Origin of the sequence: Pelomonas caseinilytica, assembly GCF_021353235.1 — a bacterium.
Classification (GTDB): domain Bacteria; phylum Pseudomonadota; class Gammaproteobacteria; order Burkholderiales; family Burkholderiaceae_C; genus Pelomonas; species Pelomonas caseinilytica.
In genome coordinates, this window is the sequence record NZ_JAJTWT010000002.1 from 712148 (window position 1) to 727693 (window position 15546).

Genomic DNA, 15546 nt, shown 5'->3' on the forward strand with positions numbered 1-15546 from the left:
CCAGGACGCCATCATGCGACTCACCCAAGGCACTTTCTCCTTCCTCCCCGACCTCAGCGACGCGCAGATCGTCCGGCAGCTCGACCACTGCCTGTCCCGCGGCTGGGCCATCGGCATCGAGACCACCGACGACCCCCATCCCCGCAACACCTACTGGGAGATGTTCGGCAACCCGATGTTCGACATCGGCGACGCCGCCGGCGTGATGCTGGAGCTGCAGCGCTGCCGCGAGGCCTTCCCGAACCAGTACATCCGGCTGACCGCCTTCGATTCCTCGCACGGCACCGAGTCGGTCGTGCTGTCCTTCATCGTCAACCGCCCCGCGGTGGAGCCGGGCTTCCGGCTGGTCCGCACCGAGGAGCCGGGCCGGACCGTGCGCTATGCCATCGAGAGCTACTCGGTCCAGCGCGCGCCCGAAGGGCAACGCTACTGAGGTCACGGACATGAACGCCCTGCCCTCGCCCGCTGCCGACCCAACGCCCGCCGAGCTGCTCGAAAGCTCGGGCGTGCGCGAGGTGCTGGCCCAGCTCGACCGCGAGCTGGTCGGCCTCGCGCCCGTCAAGGGCCGCATCCGGGACATCGCGGCCCTGCTGCTCGTCGACAAGCTGCGTGCCGCGCAGGGCTTGCAGTCCACGCCGCCTTCGCTGCACATGTGCTTCACCGGCAACCCCGGCACGGGCAAGACGACGGTGGCCCTGCGCATGGCCGCCGTGCTCAGGCAGCTCGGCTATGTGCGCAAGGGCCACCTCGTGGCCGTGACGCGGGACGACCTGGTGGGCCAGTTCATCGGCCACACCGCGCCCAAGACACGCGAGATCGTCAAGAAGGCCATGGGCGGCGTGCTCTTCATCGACGAGGCCTACTACCTCTACCGGCCCGAGAACGAGCGGGACTACGGCCAGGAATCCATCGAGATCCTGCTGCAAGTCATGGAGAACCACCGCGACGACCTCGTCGTCATCCTGGCCGGCTACCGCGACCGCATGGAGACCTTTTTCTCCAGCAACCCGGGCATGGCGTCGCGCATCGCCCACCACATCGACTTCCCCGACTACAGCGAGCCCGAGCTGATGCAGATCGCCGGGCTGATGCTGGAGCAGCTCAACTACCGCTTCGACGACGAGGCGGCGCCGGCCTTCGCGCGCTACGTGGCGCTGCGCCGCCGGCAGCCACACTTCGCCAACGCCCGCTCCATCCGCAACGCGCTGGACCGCATGCGCCTGCGCCACGCCACCCGGCTGTTCACGGCCGGCACCGCCCCGACCCGGGAGCAGCTCTGCACGCTGCAGGCTGGCGACGTGCTGGCCAGCCGCGTCTTCGCGATGCAGGAGGCCCGCGATGGCGATTGAAGCCCTGGTCTTCGACGTCGACGGCACGCTGGCCGACACCGAAGAGGCCCATCGCGTGGCCTTCAACCTCGCCTTCGAACGCCACCGCCTGGGCTGGAGCTGGAGCCGCAGCGACTACCGCCGCCTGCTGGAGGTGAGCGGCGGCAAGGAGCGCATCGCCAGCTACATCGACAGCCTGCCCCTGCCTCCGGCCGAGCGCGCCCGCCTGCGCGCCCTGGTGCCCACCCTTCACGCCGACAAGACGCGCTTCTACACCTCGGCCGTGCTGGACGGCGGCGTGCCGCTGCGCGAGGGCGTGGCCCGCCTCGTGCACGAGGCCGTGGAAGCGGGCTGCCGCCTGGCCATCGCCAGCACCACGACGGCGGCCAACATCCATGCCCTGCTGGCCGCCACCCTCGGCCCCCGCGGGCTGGACCTCTTCGCCGTCGTCGCCTGCGGCGACCAGGTGCGCGCCAAGAAGCCCGCGCCCGACATCTACCGCCTGGCCCTGGCCACGCTGGGCCTCACGCCGGAACGGGCCGTCGCGCTGGAGGACTCGGTCCACGGCCTGCGCGCCGCCACCGGCGCGGGCCTGTGGACGCTGGTGACGCCCACCTTCTGGACCGAGGGCGGCGACTTCACCGCCGCCGGCCTGGTGCTGCCCGGCCTGGGCGGGCCCGACGCGCCGCTGGCCGGCGAGCCCGGCTGCCAGCTCGGCACCGCCGCCTGGCTGCGCTTCGAGGAGCTGTGCGAGCTCGCCAGCCCGCCCCCTTCCCTCACTCCCTTGCAGGCCCTGTACCGCGGCCTCCCGCCATGAACGCCCCCACCCTGCGCATCGCCCCCAGCCTCCTGTCCGCCGACTTCGCCCGCCTGGGCGAGGAGGTCCGCGCCGTCATCGACGCCGGGGCCGACCTCATCCACTTCGATGTGATGGACAACCACTACGTGCCCAACCTGACGGTGGGGCCGATGGTGTGCCAGGCGATCCGGCCGCACTGCCGCACGGCCGACGGCGGGCCGGTGCCCATCGACGTGCACCTGATGGCGCAACCGGTGGACGCGCTGATCCCGCTGTTCGCCGAGGCCGGCGCCTCGCTCGTGAGCTTCCACCCCGAGGCCAGCCTGCACGTGGACCGCAGCCTGCAGCTGATCCGCTCCCTCGGCATGAAGGCCGGCCTGGCGCTGAACCCCGCCACGCCGCTGCACCTCGTCGACCACGTGATGGACCGGCTCGACCTGGTGCTGCTGATGTCCGTCAACCCGGGCTTCGGCGGCCAGGCCTTCATCGAGAGCAGCCTGCCCAAGATCGAGCTGCTGCGAAAGCGCATCGACGCCAGCGGGCGCGACATCTGGCTGGAGGTGGACGGCGGCGTCAACCCGCGCAACATCCGCCGCGTCGTCTCCGCCGGGGCCGACACCGTCGTGGCCGGCTCGGCCGTGTTCGGCGGCAGCGACTACCGTGGCGCCATCGCCGCGTTGCGCGGCGAGGCCGCCGGAGGCCGGCCATGAGCGAGCGCCTGCGCGCCATCGCCTTCGACCTCGACGGCACGCTGGTGGACAGCGCCGCCGGCGTCGCCCTCGCACTCAACGACGCGCTGGCCCGTGCCGGCCTGCCCGGCTTCGACGTGGCCGCCGTGCGCGGCTGGATCGGCGACGGGCCGGATGCCCTCGTCCACCGCGCGCTGCGGGCCTCGGCGCTGGACGGCGTCAGCCCCGCCACCCTCGCCTGGCGGCTGCGCCGCGACTTCGACGCCGCCACGCTGCGCGCGGCTGCCGCCCAGGGCTCGCCCTACCCCGGCGTGGCGGCGCTGCTGCGGGCGCTGTCGCAGGCGCATCCGCTGGTGGTCGTCACGAACAAGCCGACGCCGCTGGCACGCGCCGTGCTCGATGCCGCCGGACTGCTGGGCCATCTCTCCGCCGTCCACGGCGCCGACACACCCGCCGAGCGCAAGCCCTCGCCACGGCTGATCGAGCAGGCGGCGCAGGGCCTGGACCTGCCGCCGGCCGCGTTGCTGATGGTGGGCGACGGCCCCGCCGACCTGCAGGCCGCCTGCGCCGCCGGCTGCCGTGCGGCCTGGGCGGGATGGGGCTACGGGCCCGCCCCCGGACCCGCGGCCGATGCCTGGCGGCTCGACGCCCCGCAGGACCTGCTCGCGCGGCTGCAGCAGCCCGCCCCCATGACTTGAAAACCAGGAGACCCTGATGCCTACCGCCGGACGTTCCACCCTCACCCAGTTCCTCATCGAGGAGCGCCGCCGCCACCCCGATGCCACCGGCGACCTCAACGCCCTGGTCACCGACGTGTCGCTCGCCTGCAAGGCCATCGCCCGCAAGGTGGCCTTCGGCGCGCTGGCCGACGTGCTGGGCAGCGCCGGCACCGGCAACGTGCAGGGCGAGGAGCAGAAGACGCTGGACGTTCTCGCCAACGACATGTTCCTGCGCGCCAGCGAATGGGGTGGTCACCTCGCTGGCATGTTGTCCGAGGAGATGGAAGCGCCCTATGCGCTGCCACGCCAGCATCCGCGCGGCAAATACCTGCTGCTCTTCGACCCGCTGGACGGCTCCTCCAACATCGACGTCAACGTGTCGGTGGGCAGCATCTTCTCGGTGCTGCGCGCCGCCACGCCGGGCCAGGACCCCGAGCCCGGCGACTTCCTGCAGCCCGGCACGGCCCAGGTCTGTGCCGGCTATGCCATCTACGGCCCGTCCACCATGCTGGTGCTGACCCTGGGCCGCGGCACGCACGCCTTCACGCTGGACCCGCAACTGGGCGAATGGGTGCTCAGCCACCGCGACCTGCAGGTGCCCGAGAAGACCTGCGAGTTCGCCATCAACGCCTCCAACAGCCGTTTCTGGGAACCCGCCGTCAAGCGCTACGTGGACGAATGCATGGCCGGCCGCGCAGGGCCGCGCGGCCAGGACTTCAACATGCGCTGGATCGCCTCGCTGGTGGCCGAGACCCACCGCATCCTGATGCGCGGCGGCGTCTTCCTCTACCCGCGCGACAGCAAGGATCCGTCCCGGGCGGGCCGGCTGCGGCTGCTCTACGAGGCCAACCCGATCGCCTTCCTAATCGAGCAGGCAGGCGGGCGCGCCAGCACGGGCCGGCGCCGGCTGATGGACGTGCAGCCAGACGCGCTGCATCAGCGCATCGCCTTCGTGTTCGGCTCGGCCCGGGAGGTGGAACGCATCGAGGCCTACCACGCCGAAGAGCCCGGCCAGAGCTACGACTCGCCCCTCTTCGGCCGCCGCGGCCTGTTCGCCGCCAACGCCTGAACCCCTAGCACCGAGCAGGAACACCATGTCAGCCAAGCACCCCATCATCGCCATCACGGGCTCGTCCGGCGCGGGCACCACCTCGGTCACGCGAACCTTCGAGAACATCTTCCGCCGCGAGGGCGTGGCCGCCGCCGTCATCGAAGGCGACAGCTTCCACCGCCACGACCGCCAAGCCATGAAGGCCGCCATGGCGGAGGCGGAGAAGAACGACCAGCCCCACTTCAGCCACTTCGGCGAAAGCGCCAACCTCTTCGAGGAACTGCAGGAGCTGTTCCGCAGCTATGCCGAGACCGGCCAGGGGCGCAGCCGCAAATACCTGCACAACGAGGAAGAGGCCGCGCCCTACCAGCAGCCGCCCGGCACCTTCACCGCCTGGGAGCCGCTGCCCGCCAGCGACCTGCTCTTCTACGAGGGCCTGCACGGCGGCGTGACGACGGACAAGGTCGACGTGGCCCGCTTCGTGGACCTGCTCATCGGCGTCGTGCCCGTCATCAACCTGGAGTGGATACAGAAGATCCACCGCGACCGCAGCACGCGGGGCTACTCCACCGAGGCCGTCACCGACGTCATCCTGCGCCGCATGCACGAGTACGTGCACTACATCTGCCCGCAGTTCACGCGCACCCACATCAACTTCCAGCGCGTGCCGGTGGTGGACACCTCAGACCCCTTCATCGCGCGCACCATCCCGACGGCCGACGAGAGCCTGGTCGTCATCCGCTTCGCCAACCCGCGCGGCTTCGACTTCCCCTACCTGCTCAGCATGCTGCACGACTCCTGGATGTCGCGGGCCAACACGCTGGTGGTGCCCGGCGGCAAGATGGAGCTGGCCATGCAGCTGATCTTCACGCCGATGATCATGCGGCTGGTGGAGAGGCGCCGCAACCTGCTGGCCGCATGAGGGGATGGCGATGAAACACGACCTCCCCACCCTCACGCTGCGCCAGGACTGCGCCAACGCGCTGCGCATGCTCGCCGTCGACGCGGTGCAGGCCGCGCACTCCGGCCATCCCGGCATGCCCATGGGCATGGCCGACATCGCCGAGGCCCTGTGGCGCCACCACCTGCGCCACGACCCGGCCGACCCCGCCTGGCCCGACCGCGACCGCTTCGTGCTCTCCAACGGCCACGGCTCCATGCTGCTCTACGCCCTGCTGCACCTCAGCGGCTACGAGTTGCCGATGGCCGAGCTGCGGCGCTTCCGCCAGCTGCACGGCAAGACGCCGGGCCATCCCGAGGTCGGCGTGACGCCGGGCGTGGAAACGACGACCGGTCCGCTCGGCCAGGGCATCGCCAACGCCGTGGGCATGGCCCTGGCCGAGAAGCTGCTGGCCGACGAGTTCAACCGCCCCGGCCACACCGTCGTCGACCACCGCACCTATGCCTTCCTCGGCGACGGCTGCCTCATGGAGGGCATCAGCCACGAGGCCTGCTCGCTGGCCGGCACCTGGCGGCTGAACAAGCTCGTCGCCTTCTACGACGACAACGGCATCTCCATCGACGGCGCCGTCAGCGGCTGGTTCACGGACGACACGCCCGGCCGCTTCGAGGCCTATGGCTGGACGGTGCTGCGCGGCGTCGACGGCCACGACTTCGATGCGCTGGACCGTGCCATCGCCGCCGCCCAGGCCGCCGACCGGCCGGTGCTGGTCTGCTGCCGCACCACCATCGGCAAGGGCTCGCCCAACCGCGCCGGCACGGCCAAGGTGCACGGCGAGGCGCTGGGCGCCGAGGAGATCGCCCTGACCCGTGCCGCCCTGGGCTGGACGGCCGCGCCCTTCGAGGTGCCCGAGCCGCTTCGGCAGGCCTGGTCGGCGCACGAACGCGGCGCGGCACTGAATGCCGCCTGGCGGCAGCGCATGGCCGCCTACGCCCTCGCCTACCCCGACCTCGCCCGCGAGCTGCTGCGCCGCCAGGACCGCAGCACGCCGCTCACCGCCGAGACGGAAGAAGCCCTCGCGCAGGCCTGCGCCCGCGCCGAGGCCCGCGCCGCGGCCGTCGCCACACGCAAGGCCTCGCAGGACGTGCTGCAGGAACTCGGCCCCGCCACGCCCGAACTGCTGGGTGGCTCGGCCGACCTGACCGGATCCAACCTCACCGACTGGACCGGCCACCGCGCCCTCAAGGGCAGCGGCACCGGCAACCACGTGCACTACGGCGTGCGCGAGTTCGGCATGGCGGCCATCATGAACGGCGTGGCCCTGCACGGGGGCTACCGCCCCTTCGGCGGCACCTTCCTGGCGTTCTCGGACTACGCCCGCAACGCCGTGCGCATGGCCGCGCTGATGCGGCTGCCGGTCGTGCACGTCTACACCCACGACTCCATCGGCCTGGGCGAGGACGGCCCGACCCACCAGCCCGTCGAGCACGCATCCAGCCTGCGCCTCATCCCCGGCGTGGACGTCTGGCGCCCGGCCGACGCCACCGAGACCGCCGTCGCCTGGCGCGAGGCGATGCGGCGCCTGGACGGACCGAGCTGCCTGCTGCTGTCGCGCCAGGCCCTGCCTCATGCCGGCGACGGCCGGCCGCGACTGGACGCCATCGCCCGCGGCGCCTACGTGCTGCGCCGCCCCGAGGGCGAGCGCGTCGCGCTGCTGGCCAGCGGCTCCGAGGTGGGCCTCGCCCTCGCCGCCGCCGCCAAGCTGGCCGAGGCGGGCGTGCCGGCACGGGTCGTCTCGGTGCCCTGCCTGGAGCGATTCGAGCGCCAGGACGCCGCCTGGCGCCACGAGGTCATCCCCCGCCACCTGCCGCGCCTGGCCGTCGAGGCCGGCCGCAGCGGCCTGTGGTGGAAGTACGTGGGCGAGGACGGCGACGTCGTCGGCCTGGACCGCTTCGGCGAGTCCGCCCCGGCGCCCGAACTGTTCCAGCTCTTCGGCCTCACCGCCGAAGCGGTCGCCGCACGCGCCCTCGCCCTGCTCGGTTGAGCGCCTCCATCCGCCCCCACCCTCTCGGAGTCCCCATGCCCATGATCTCCCTGCGCCGGCTGCTCGACCACGCCGCCGAGCACGGCTACGGCGTCCCCGCCTTCAACGTCAACAACCTGGAGCAGATCCAGGCCATCATGCAGGCCGCCCATGCGACCGACAGCCCGGTGATCCTGCAGGCCTCGGCCGGCGCCCGCCAATACGCCGGCGAGCCCTTCCTGCGCAAGATGGTGGAGGCCGCCGCCGAGACCTGGCCGGGCCTGCCCATCGTCCTGCACCAGGACCACGGCGCCAGCCCCGCCGTGTGCATGCAGTCCATCCGTTCGGGATTCACCAGCGTGATGATGGACGGCTCGCTGATGGAGGACGCGAAGACGCCCGCCTCCTACGACTACAACGTGTCCGTGACGCGCCGCGTCGTCGAGATGGCGCATGCGGTGGAGGTGTCGGTGGAGGGCGAGCTGGGCTGCCTGGGCTCGCTCGAGTCCGGCACCGCCGGCGAGGAGGAAGGCGTCGGCGCCGAAGGCGTGCTCACCCGCGAGCAGATGCTGACCGACCCCGACCAGGCCGCCGACTTCGTCGCCCGCACCGGCGTCGATGCGCTGGCCATCGCCATCGGCACCTCGCACGGCGCCTACAAGTTCAGCCGCAAGCCCAGCGGCGACCTGCTGGCCATGGACCGCATCAAGGAGATCCACGCCCGCATTCCGGACACCCACCTGGTGATGCACGGCTCGTCCTCCGTGCCTCAGGAGTGGCTGGCCGTCATCCGCGAGCACGGCGGCGACATCCGGGAGACCTACGGCGTGCCGGTGGAAGAGATCCAGGAAGGCATACGCCACGGCGTGCGCAAGATCAACATCGACACCGACATCCGCCTGGCCATGACGGGTGCGATGCGGCGGGCCATGGCCCGCCGCAAGGAGGAGTTCGATCCGCGGCGCTTCCTGGCCGAGGGCCTGGCCGCCGCGCGCCAGCTCTGCGTCGACCGCTTCGAGGCCTTCGGCAGCGCCGGCATGGCGTCGCGGCTGCAGGTGGCACCGACAAGCCGGCGTTCGCCCGGCTGAGGGGCCGACCCGACCCCGTCCTACAGTCCGCGGCGCCGCCTTGGCCGATAGTTAGGTCCAGGGCGCAGACTCCTTGCCTCTCTCCCCGCAGCACCACTGCCTGCCTCACGGCCGATGTCCATTCCGGTCGCGGCGCGCACCACGTCTCGGGGACTCGCACGGGCTCTGCGCCCTTCCTCGTGCCCCTCTCAGGCGCCGCTGTCATCGGCTTCCAGCGGCGCCAGCAGCAGATGCAGTTCGGGCGCGCTGAACTTGCCCAACGCCGAGCCGTCGTCACGGCCCAGCAGGCCGTCTGCCAGGGCCCGCTTGCGAGCCTGCAGTTCCAGCATGCGCTCCTCGATGCTGCCCTGGGCCACGAGCTGGTAGGCGAATACCGGCTGGCTCTGGCCGATGCGGTGGGCGCGGGCGCTGGCCTGGCTCTGCACGGCCGGGTTCCACCAGGGATCGAGGTGGATGACGGTGTCGGCGGCGGTCAGGTTCAGGCCCACGCCGCCGGCCTTGAGGCTGGCCAGCAGCAGCGGCACCTCGCGCGCCTGGAAGCGCCGCACCAGATCCCCCCGCTGGCCGGCGGGCGTCTGGCCGGTGAGGCGCAGGTGGGCCAGGCCCAGGCCGTCCAGCGCCTCGGCGACGAGGTCGAGCATGGCGGTGAACTGCGAGAACACCAGCACGCGCCGGCCCTGGGCGACGAAGTCCGGCAGGTGCTCCGTCAGCCATTCGAGCTTGGCGCTGTGCACGCCGGCCGGCAGCTGCACGCCCTTGAGCAGGCGCGGGTCGCCGCAGACCTGGCGCAGCTTGAGCATGGCGTCGAGCACGCCGATGAGGCTGGTGGCGCTGAAGCCGTCGCGCGCCAGGATGCGCCTGACCATGTGGTCAGCAGCCACGCGCACGCTCTCGTACAGCTGCTTCTGGGCGCCGCCCAGCGGCACGCGCTGCACCAGCTCGGTCAGCGGCGGCAGCTCGGCCGCCACCTCGGCCTTCATGCGCCTGAGGATGAAGGGGCGCACGCGCGCGGCCAGCAGCCGCGCGCGCGGGCCGTCGCGGTTGACCTCGATGGGCTTGCGCCAGTGGCGGGCGAAGGTTCGCGCATCGCCGAGGAAGCCGGGCATCAGCAGATCGAACAGCGCCCAGAGCTCGCCGAGGTGGTTCTCCAGCGGCGTGCCCGTGAGGGCCAGGCGATGGCGGCAATCGAGGCGGCGAAGCGCCCGCGCCGCGCGGGCGTGGGCGTTCTTGACGGCCTGGGCCTCGTCCAGGATCAGCAGGTGCCAGGGCCGGGCCGAGAGCAGGCGCAGGTCGCGCCAGACCAGGGCGTAGGTGGTCAGCACGATGTCGGCGTTCGCGAGATCGGCGCCGGCCCCTTGCCTGCCTTCCCGCCCGGCGCCGTGCCAGGTCAGCACGCTCAGGCCCGGCGCGATGCGTGCGGCCTCCTGCCGCCAGTTGAAGAGCAGCGAGGTCGGCACGACGACGAGGGCCGGCCGGTCCAGCCGGCCCGCCTGCTTCTCGACCCAGACGTGGGCCAGGGCCTGGGCCGTCTTGCCCAGGCCCATGTCGTCGGCCAGGATGCCCGCGAGGCCCTGTTCGCGCAGGTATTGCAGCCAGGCGAGGCCCTGTAGCTGGTAGGGCCGCAGTTCGAGGCCGAGGCCCGGCGGCGGCGGCACCGGCGCGGGTGGCCCTTGCTCGAGCAGGCGCCGGGCCAGGGCCCTGAGGCCGGCGTCGCCGTGGATCTGCCAGCGGCCCCGGCCCTGGTCTTCGATGCAGCGCAGCCGGGCGGCGTCCCAGGCGTCCAGGCGAAGGGGCTCGCCTTTGTCGAGCTGGGCCGGCTTGAGCAGGTCCAGCAGGGCCAGCATGATGGCCTTGAGCGGCGCAGCCGGCGTGTGGAAGCGTCGCCCTCCCGGCGCGCGCAGGGCGATGACGGCCTCGTCGTCGATGGCGGCCACGGCGACCGCGTCCAGCCAGCGCTTGTCGCGGCGCAGCAGGTTGGCGATGAGGGGGGCGAGGTCGATGCGCTCGCCGTCGACTTCGATGCCCAGGCTGACCAGCCAGGCGCCCTGGCGGCGGTCCAGGCCCAGGCCTTCGACGCGGCGGCTCGGCCGGGCCGCCCCGGGCTCCTCGGGCGCCAGGTCGAGCTGCCAGCCGCTGACGAAGCGGCTGTGGTGGGCGAAGCCCGGCTCGATGGCGACCTGCCAGCCCCGCGCCTGCAGTTCGGGCAGCTTGTCGGCCTGGAAGTCGCCGAAGAACTCCTCCTGAGGCAGCGTCCAGAGCGAGCCGCCCAGCGTTGCGGGCTCGCCCCGCCACTGCAGCAGGGCCGGGTCCAGGCGCACCAGGCCGAACTGCTGCAGTGTCTGCTCGGTGGCGGCGTCAGGAAGATCGAGCACGGCCACCGTCACGGGCTCGCCGCGCGCGCCGAGGGGGCCTCGAGGCCGCAGGCCGAGCAGGCCATCGCCGCGTGTCAGCGTGCGCAGCCGGAGATGGGGAGGTGCCGAGGACATCGCGACAGTCTCGCAGCCCGCGAGACCGGCGCGAGGCTCGCCTCAGGCGAGGACCGACTTGATGTGGCCGGCGATGGCGTCGTCCTGGCAGTTCGTGAAGAACAGCTCCTGGAACTTCTCGCCCGAGACGACGGCCTTGAGGAGCTCGGGGTCGACGCTCTTGAGCACCGTCAGCATGTCCTTGCAGGAGGCGGCCTTGAGGTCCTTCAGGATGCCGCGGTTCCTGGCCATGATGGCGGCGCGCTCCTTGGGGTAGCCGGCACCGCGCTCGTGCTCGAAGAGCTTGCGGTAGCAGTCCTGCAGGTTGAGCTCCGCCGCCCAGCCGAAGCCCTTGGCATAGGGCATGGACAGGCAGTTGCCGTCGTTGATCTGGCCGAACAGGAAGGCGTCGGTCGGGTCGATGACCAGGCCGCAGAAGACGCCCGGCATGCTGTTGCAGGCCAGCATGGACCCCATGCCCGTGCCGCAGCCGGTGACGACGAAGTCCGCCGCGCGGCTGTTGAGCAGGATGCCGGCCAGCAGGCCGTTCATGACGTAGGTGAGCGAGGCCTTGTCCTCGGGCGTGTACATGCCGTAGTGGTGGACGCTGTGGCCCAGGGGCTCGGCGACGGTCTTGAGGGCGTTGTGGACGATCTCGGACTTGGCGGCCTGGCTGTTCTCGATGATGAGGGCGATCTTCATGGCGGGTGGCTTTCGGGGCGGAGCTGGAGAGGGCGAAGGGCCGGGCGCCCGGGCCCAGAGGGGCTTCCGGCGCAGGCCGTCATGCCAGGGACGTACCGCCCTTTCCGGGCGCCGGACGGCATGGTCCGGACGGCCGCCTGGCCAACCGCGCACCCGGTGGGGGTGCAGACGCTGCCGCGATTGTGCACGTTTCCGGAACGGCGTTTCAGAAACCCACCCAATCCCGAGGGAAGCGCGGGGTCGTCACCCCGGCTGGGCTCAGTCGCCCTCGCCGCCCAGCGGCTTGAGCTGCCGCCCCGCCGGCAAGGCTCGCAGGTACTTGAAGGTGCCCGTGGCATGGGCGCAGAGCCTGTCGCCCGCGCCGAACACCGAGCCCTCGCAGAAGGCCATGGTGGTGGAGCGGTGCAGCAGCCGGCCGACGGCCCGCAGCTCGCCCTCGCCGGGGCGCATGAAGCTGGTCTTCATCTCCACCGTGACGACACCGGGGCCGAGGTCGGGCAGGTGGAGGTTGACGCTGCGCGCCGCGTGCGCCATGGCCACGTCCAGCAGCGTCATGACGACGCCGCCGTGAGCCACGCGCCAGGAGTTGAGGTGCTGCTCGCTGACCGTCAGGCGCAGCTCGGCCTCGCCATCGCCGATGGCATGCAGCGTGAAGCCCAACTGCTCGACGAAGGGGATGTGGACCGGAAAGTCCATCTCGCGCTCAGTTGCCGTGGACGGCGCTGACGCCACCGTCGATGGCGAGAACCTGGCCGGTGATGTGCTTGCCGGCCCGCGACGCGAACAGCAGGGCCGCGCCCTTGAGGTCGTCGTCGTCGCCGAGGCGGTTCAGCGGCGCGTGGGCCGCCATCTTGTCGGCGCCCACGGTGGCGAGCAGGCCCTTGGTCATCTTGCTCGGGAAGAAGCCCGGCGCCAACGCGTTGACGGTGATGCCGTAGGCGCCCCACTCGCCGGCCAGGGCACGCGTGAAGTTCACGGCGGCGCCCTTGCTGGTGTTGTAGGCGATGGTCTTCATCGCGCCGGAGTTGCCGGACAGGCCGGCGATGGAGGCCACGTTGATGATGCGGCCCGAGCGCCTGGGGATCATGCTGGCCTGGGCCACCGCCTGGGCGAAGACGAAGAGGCTGCGGATGTTGAGGTCCATGACCTTGTCCCAGGCCTCCAGCGGATGCTCCTCGGCCGGCGCGCCCCACGTGGCGCCCGCGTTGTTGACGAGGATGTCGATCTGGCCCAGGCGCTCCATGGTCTCGGCGACGACGCGGCGCGCCTCCTCGGGCCGGGCGGCGTCGGCCGCGATCCAGCGGGCATCGATGCCGCGGTCCTGCAGGTGGGCGGCGGCCTCTTCGAGGTCGGCGGCCTTGCGCGAGGTCAGCATGATCTTGGCGCCCGCCTCGCCGAGGGCTTCGGCGATCTGCAGGCCCAGGCCGCGCGAGCCACCGGTGACCAGGGCCACCTGGCCGCTGAGGTCGAAGAGGTCTTGGACTTTGGTGCTCATCGTGGTGTCTCCTGTGTTCACAACCATTCGGCCCGGATCTCGCGGCACAGCGGCTCGCGGCGCGCGACGACGGCCAGCCAGGCGTCGATCCGGGGCAACTCGTAGGCGAAGAAGTAGCGGGCCGCAGCGCGCTTGCCCTGGGCGAAGTCGCCCTCGCCCTGGACCGACAGCGCCACGTCCAGCCACAGCCAGGCCAGCACGGTGTGGCCGAAGGCCTGCAGGTAGGGCGTGGCATTGGCCAGGGCCTCCTCGGGCTCGCCGGTGCTCCAGGCCTTCTTGGTGGCACCGCCCACCTGGGCCAGGGCCGCGGCGAGCTGGTGGGCCTGGGGCGCCCAGTCCGTGTGGATGGCGCGTTCGATCGTCTGCTGCACGCGCGCGGCAAGCGCCGCCAGCGACGCCCCGCCCTGCTGCACGACCTTGCGGCCCAGCAGGTCCAGGGCCTGGATGCCGTGGGTGCCCTCGTGGATCATGTTCAGGCGCTGGTCGCGCCAGTACTGCTCGACGGGGAAGTCGCGCGTGTAGCCATAGCCACCCAGCACCTGGATGGCCAGGGAGTTGGCCTCCAGGCACCATTCGCTGGGCCAGCTCTTGGCGATGGGGATGAGGACGTCGAGCAGGGCCTGCGCGCCGGCCGCGTCGTCGCCCGTGTGCAGTTCGTCGACGAGGCGGGCGCAGTACAGCTCCAGCGCCAGGCCGCCTTCCACATAGCTCTTCTGGGCCAGCAGCATGCGGCGCACGTCGGCGTGCTCGATGATGGGCCGCTGCGGGCTGGCGGCGTCTTTTCCGGCCGCGGTCATGGGCCGCCCCTGCGGGCGCTGCTTCGCGTACTCGAGGCTGGCCTCGTAGCCGGCATAACCGAGCATCACCGCGCCCAGGCCCACGCCGATGCGGGCCTCGTTCATCATGTGGAACATGCAGCGCAGGCCATCGCCGGGGCGGCCGACGAGGTAGCCGACGGCGCCCTTGCGGCCCAGCGGCGTGAAGCGGCCCTCGCCGAAGTTGAGCAGGCAGTTGGTCGTGCCGCGATAGCCGAGCTTGTGGTTGAGGCCGGCCAGGACGACGTCGTTGCGCTCGCCGGTCAGCTCGGCCCGCTCGTCGACGAGCTTCTTGGGCACGATGAAGAGGGAGATGCCCTTGGTGCCCGGGACGGGCCTGCCGTCGGGGCCGGGGATCTTGGCCAGCACGAGGTGGACGATGTTCTCGGTGATCTCGTGCTCGCCGGCCGAGATCCACATCTTGTGGCCCGTCAGGCGGTAGCGCGGGCCGAGCGGGTCGGCCTCGTCCTCCAGTTCGGCGCGGGTGGCCACGTCGGACAGCGACGAACCCGCCTGGGGCTCGGACAGGCACATGGTGCCGAACCAGCGGCCGGCGAACTCGTTCCTGGCGAAGACCTCGCGCTGCAGCGGCGTGCCATGGGCCATGATGAGGTTGGCGTTGCCCGAGGTCAGCATGGCATAGCCGCCCATGGCGACGCTGGCCTTGCTGAAGAAGGCGTTGCCCGCCATCTCGATGACGCAGGGCAGCTGCATGCCGCCGACGTCGTAGTCCTGGGCCGCGGCCAGCATGCCCGACTCGGCATAGGCCTGGGTGGCCTCGTGCGTGGCCTGGGGCAGGTGCACGCGCTCGCCGTCGAAGCGGGGCTCCTCGGTGTCGGCCAGGCGGTTGAAGGGCGCGAACTTCTCGCGGGCGATGCGCTCGCAGGTGTCGAGCACGGCGGCGAAGGTCTCGGCCGAATGCTCGGCGAAGCGCTCGCGCGTGGTCAGGTCGCCGGCGCGGAGCCAGTCGAAGAGCAGGAAGTCGAGGGTCTGGCGCATGCGGGCCACCGTTGAAGAAGAAAGCCGCGCCGTGCGGCGGTGTCAGTCCTGGGCCAGGCGGACGATGGTGCCCTGGGCCAGGGCGCAGAGCTTCTCGGCCCCGTCTTTGACGGCATAGACCTCGCAGCGGCAGACCGCCTGGGTCTTGCTGACGGCCTGGGCCTCGGCGCGGGCGATGAGGCGCTCGCCCACCGCCGGGCGCACGTAGTTGATCTTGAACTCCGACGTGACGACGGGCACCTGCATGGCGGTGCCACCGGCGTAGGTGAGCGCGTTGTCGGCCAGGTAGCTGACGACGCCGCCGTGGGCGAAGCCGTTCTGCTGCAGCAGGTCGTCCCGCAGCGGCAATTGCAGCTCGACCTGGCCGGGCGCGAGCGCGGCGAGCTCGGCGCCCAGCAGCCGGCTGAAGGCCTGCTGGGCCAGGACCTCGCGGCCCATCTGCAGGAAGACCTCTGGAGAAACGGCCATCGCC

General features: G+C 71.7%; 15 protein-coding genes. 9 read left to right on the top strand and 6 right to left on the bottom strand.

Translation table 11 applies throughout. The annotated features are described in order from the left end of the window. Positions 1–13 precede the first annotated feature (13 nt). From LXT12_RS06990 to fba, 9 genes are read left to right on the top strand one after another with little or no spacing between them, the layout of a single operon-like run. Positions 14–433 (top strand): ribulose bisphosphate carboxylase small subunit, encoded by a 420-nt coding sequence (locus tag LXT12_RS06990; RefSeq protein WP_233390703.1) that lies wholly within the window; start codon positions 14–16, stop codon positions 431–433. A gap of 10 nt (positions 434–443) precedes the next feature. Further along, complete coding sequence (gene cbbX, locus LXT12_RS06995; protein ID WP_233390705.1) at positions 444–1349, top strand: CbbX protein; 906 nt, start codon at positions 444–446, stop codon at positions 1347–1349. Next, positions 1339–2145 (top strand): HAD-IA family hydrolase, encoded by an 807-nt coding sequence (locus tag LXT12_RS07000; RefSeq protein WP_233390706.1) that lies wholly within the window; start codon positions 1339–1341, stop codon positions 2143–2145. The genes cbbX and LXT12_RS07000 overlap by 11 nt, the downstream gene beginning before the upstream one ends. Continuing rightward, positions 2142–2837: a ribulose-phosphate 3-epimerase gene (rpe, locus tag LXT12_RS07005; RefSeq protein ID WP_233390707.1), complete on the top strand. Its 696-nt coding sequence runs from the start codon at positions 2142–2144 to the stop codon at positions 2835–2837. Before LXT12_RS07000 ends, rpe begins: the two co-directional genes overlap by 4 nt. Beyond that, positions 2834–3514: an HAD-IA family hydrolase gene (locus LXT12_RS07010; RefSeq protein WP_233390708.1), complete on the top strand. Its 681-nt coding sequence runs from the start codon at positions 2834–2836 to the stop codon at positions 3512–3514. The genes rpe and LXT12_RS07010 overlap by 4 nt, the downstream gene beginning before the upstream one ends. 16 nt (positions 3515–3530) lie before the next feature. Next, positions 3531–4604 (top strand): class 1 fructose-bisphosphatase, encoded by a 1074-nt coding sequence (locus LXT12_RS07015; RefSeq protein WP_233390709.1) that lies wholly within the window; start codon positions 3531–3533, stop codon positions 4602–4604. Positions 4605–4629: 25 nt separating this feature from the next. Next, entirely contained in the window at positions 4630–5508 is an 879-nt protein-coding gene (locus LXT12_RS07020) for a phosphoribulokinase (RefSeq protein WP_233390711.1), read from the top strand. A 10-nt stretch (positions 5509–5518) separates the two neighbouring features. Next, the gene (gene tkt / locus LXT12_RS07025; RefSeq protein ID WP_233390713.1) at positions 5519–7531 is read left to right on the top strand and encodes a transketolase; all 2013 of its coding nucleotides are present in this window, start codon (positions 5519–5521) and stop codon (positions 7529–7531) included. Between the two features lie 35 nt (positions 7532–7566). Continuing rightward, positions 7567–8598 (top strand): class II fructose-bisphosphate aldolase, encoded by a 1032-nt coding sequence (gene fba / locus LXT12_RS07030; RefSeq protein ID WP_233390714.1) that lies wholly within the window; start codon positions 7567–7569, stop codon positions 8596–8598. Positions 8599–8786: 188 nt separating this feature from the next. On the opposite strand, the gene LXT12_RS07035 is transcribed toward fba, so the two are convergent. The 6 genes from LXT12_RS07035 to LXT12_RS07060 form a co-directional block, all read right to left on the bottom strand. After that, the gene (locus LXT12_RS07035) at positions 8787–11084 is read right to left on the bottom strand and encodes a DEAD/DEAH box helicase (RefSeq protein WP_233390715.1); all 2298 of its coding nucleotides are present in this window, start codon (positions 11082–11084) and stop codon (positions 8787–8789) included. Positions 11085–11126: 42 nt separating this feature from the next. Beyond that, a complete protein-coding gene (locus LXT12_RS07040) occupies positions 11127–11765 on the bottom strand; it encodes an RpiB/LacA/LacB family sugar-phosphate isomerase (protein ID WP_233390716.1) in 639 nt (212 codons plus the stop codon). 258 nt (positions 11766–12023) lie between these two features. Then, positions 12024–12461, bottom strand: coding sequence for a PaaI family thioesterase (locus LXT12_RS07045; protein ID WP_233390717.1), 438 nt, complete (start codon positions 12459–12461; stop codon positions 12024–12026). 7 nt (positions 12462–12468) lie between these two features. Then, positions 12469–13260 carry an SDR family oxidoreductase gene (locus LXT12_RS07050; RefSeq protein WP_233390718.1) on the bottom strand — a complete coding sequence of 264 codons (792 nt, stop codon included), beginning with the start codon at positions 13258–13260 and terminating at the stop codon, positions 12469–12471. 17 nt (positions 13261–13277) lie between these two features. Then, on the bottom strand, positions 13278–15074 hold the full coding sequence (locus LXT12_RS07055; protein WP_233390719.1) for an acyl-CoA dehydrogenase: 1797 nt from the start codon (positions 15072–15074) through the stop codon (positions 13278–13280). Between the two features lie 42 nt (positions 15075–15116). After that, positions 15117–15542 (bottom strand): PaaI family thioesterase, encoded by a 426-nt coding sequence (locus tag LXT12_RS07060; RefSeq protein ID WP_233390720.1) that lies wholly within the window; start codon positions 15540–15542, stop codon positions 15117–15119. Positions 15543–15546: the final 4 nt, after the last annotated feature.

Bases quoted from the DNA above. Each gene is read 5' to 3' on its own strand.
- LXT12_RS06990 (WP_233390703.1), top strand. From the start codon at position 14: ATGCGACTCACCCAAGGCACTTTCTCCTTCCTCCCCGACCTCAGCGAC.
- cbbX (WP_233390705.1), top strand. From the start codon at position 444: ATGAACGCCCTGCCCTCGCCCGCTGCCGACCCAACGCCCGCCGAGCTG.
- LXT12_RS07000 (WP_233390706.1), top strand. From the start codon at position 1,339: ATGGCGATTGAAGCCCTGGTCTTCGACGTCGACGGCACGCTGGCCGAC.
- rpe (WP_233390707.1), top strand. From the start codon at position 2,142: ATGAACGCCCCCACCCTGCGCATCGCCCCCAGCCTCCTGTCCGCCGAC.
- LXT12_RS07010 (WP_233390708.1), top strand. From the start codon at position 2,834: ATGAGCGAGCGCCTGCGCGCCATCGCCTTCGACCTCGACGGCACGCTG.
- LXT12_RS07015 (WP_233390709.1), top strand. From the start codon at position 3,531: ATGCCTACCGCCGGACGTTCCACCCTCACCCAGTTCCTCATCGAGGAG.
- LXT12_RS07020 (WP_233390711.1), top strand. From the start codon at position 4,630: ATGTCAGCCAAGCACCCCATCATCGCCATCACGGGCTCGTCCGGCGCG.
- tkt (WP_233390713.1), top strand. From the start codon at position 5,519: ATGAAACACGACCTCCCCACCCTCACGCTGCGCCAGGACTGCGCCAAC.
- fba (WP_233390714.1), top strand. From the start codon at position 7,567: ATGCCCATGATCTCCCTGCGCCGGCTGCTCGACCACGCCGCCGAGCAC.
- LXT12_RS07035 (WP_233390715.1), bottom strand. From the start codon at position 11,084: ATGTCCTCGGCACCTCCCCATCTCCGGCTGCGCACGCTGACACGCGGC.
- LXT12_RS07040 (WP_233390716.1), bottom strand. From the start codon at position 11,765: ATGAAGATCGCCCTCATCATCGAGAACAGCCAGGCCGCCAAGTCCGAG.
- LXT12_RS07045 (WP_233390717.1), bottom strand. From the start codon at position 12,461: ATGGACTTTCCGGTCCACATCCCCTTCGTCGAGCAGTTGGGCTTCACG.
- LXT12_RS07050 (WP_233390718.1), bottom strand. From the start codon at position 13,260: ATGAGCACCAAAGTCCAAGACCTCTTCGACCTCAGCGGCCAGGTGGCC.
- LXT12_RS07055 (WP_233390719.1), bottom strand. From the start codon at position 15,074: ATGCGCCAGACCCTCGACTTCCTGCTCTTCGACTGGCTCCGCGCCGGC.
- LXT12_RS07060 (WP_233390720.1), bottom strand. From the start codon at position 15,542: ATGGCCGTTTCTCCAGAGGTCTTCCTGCAGATGGGCCGCGAGGTCCTG.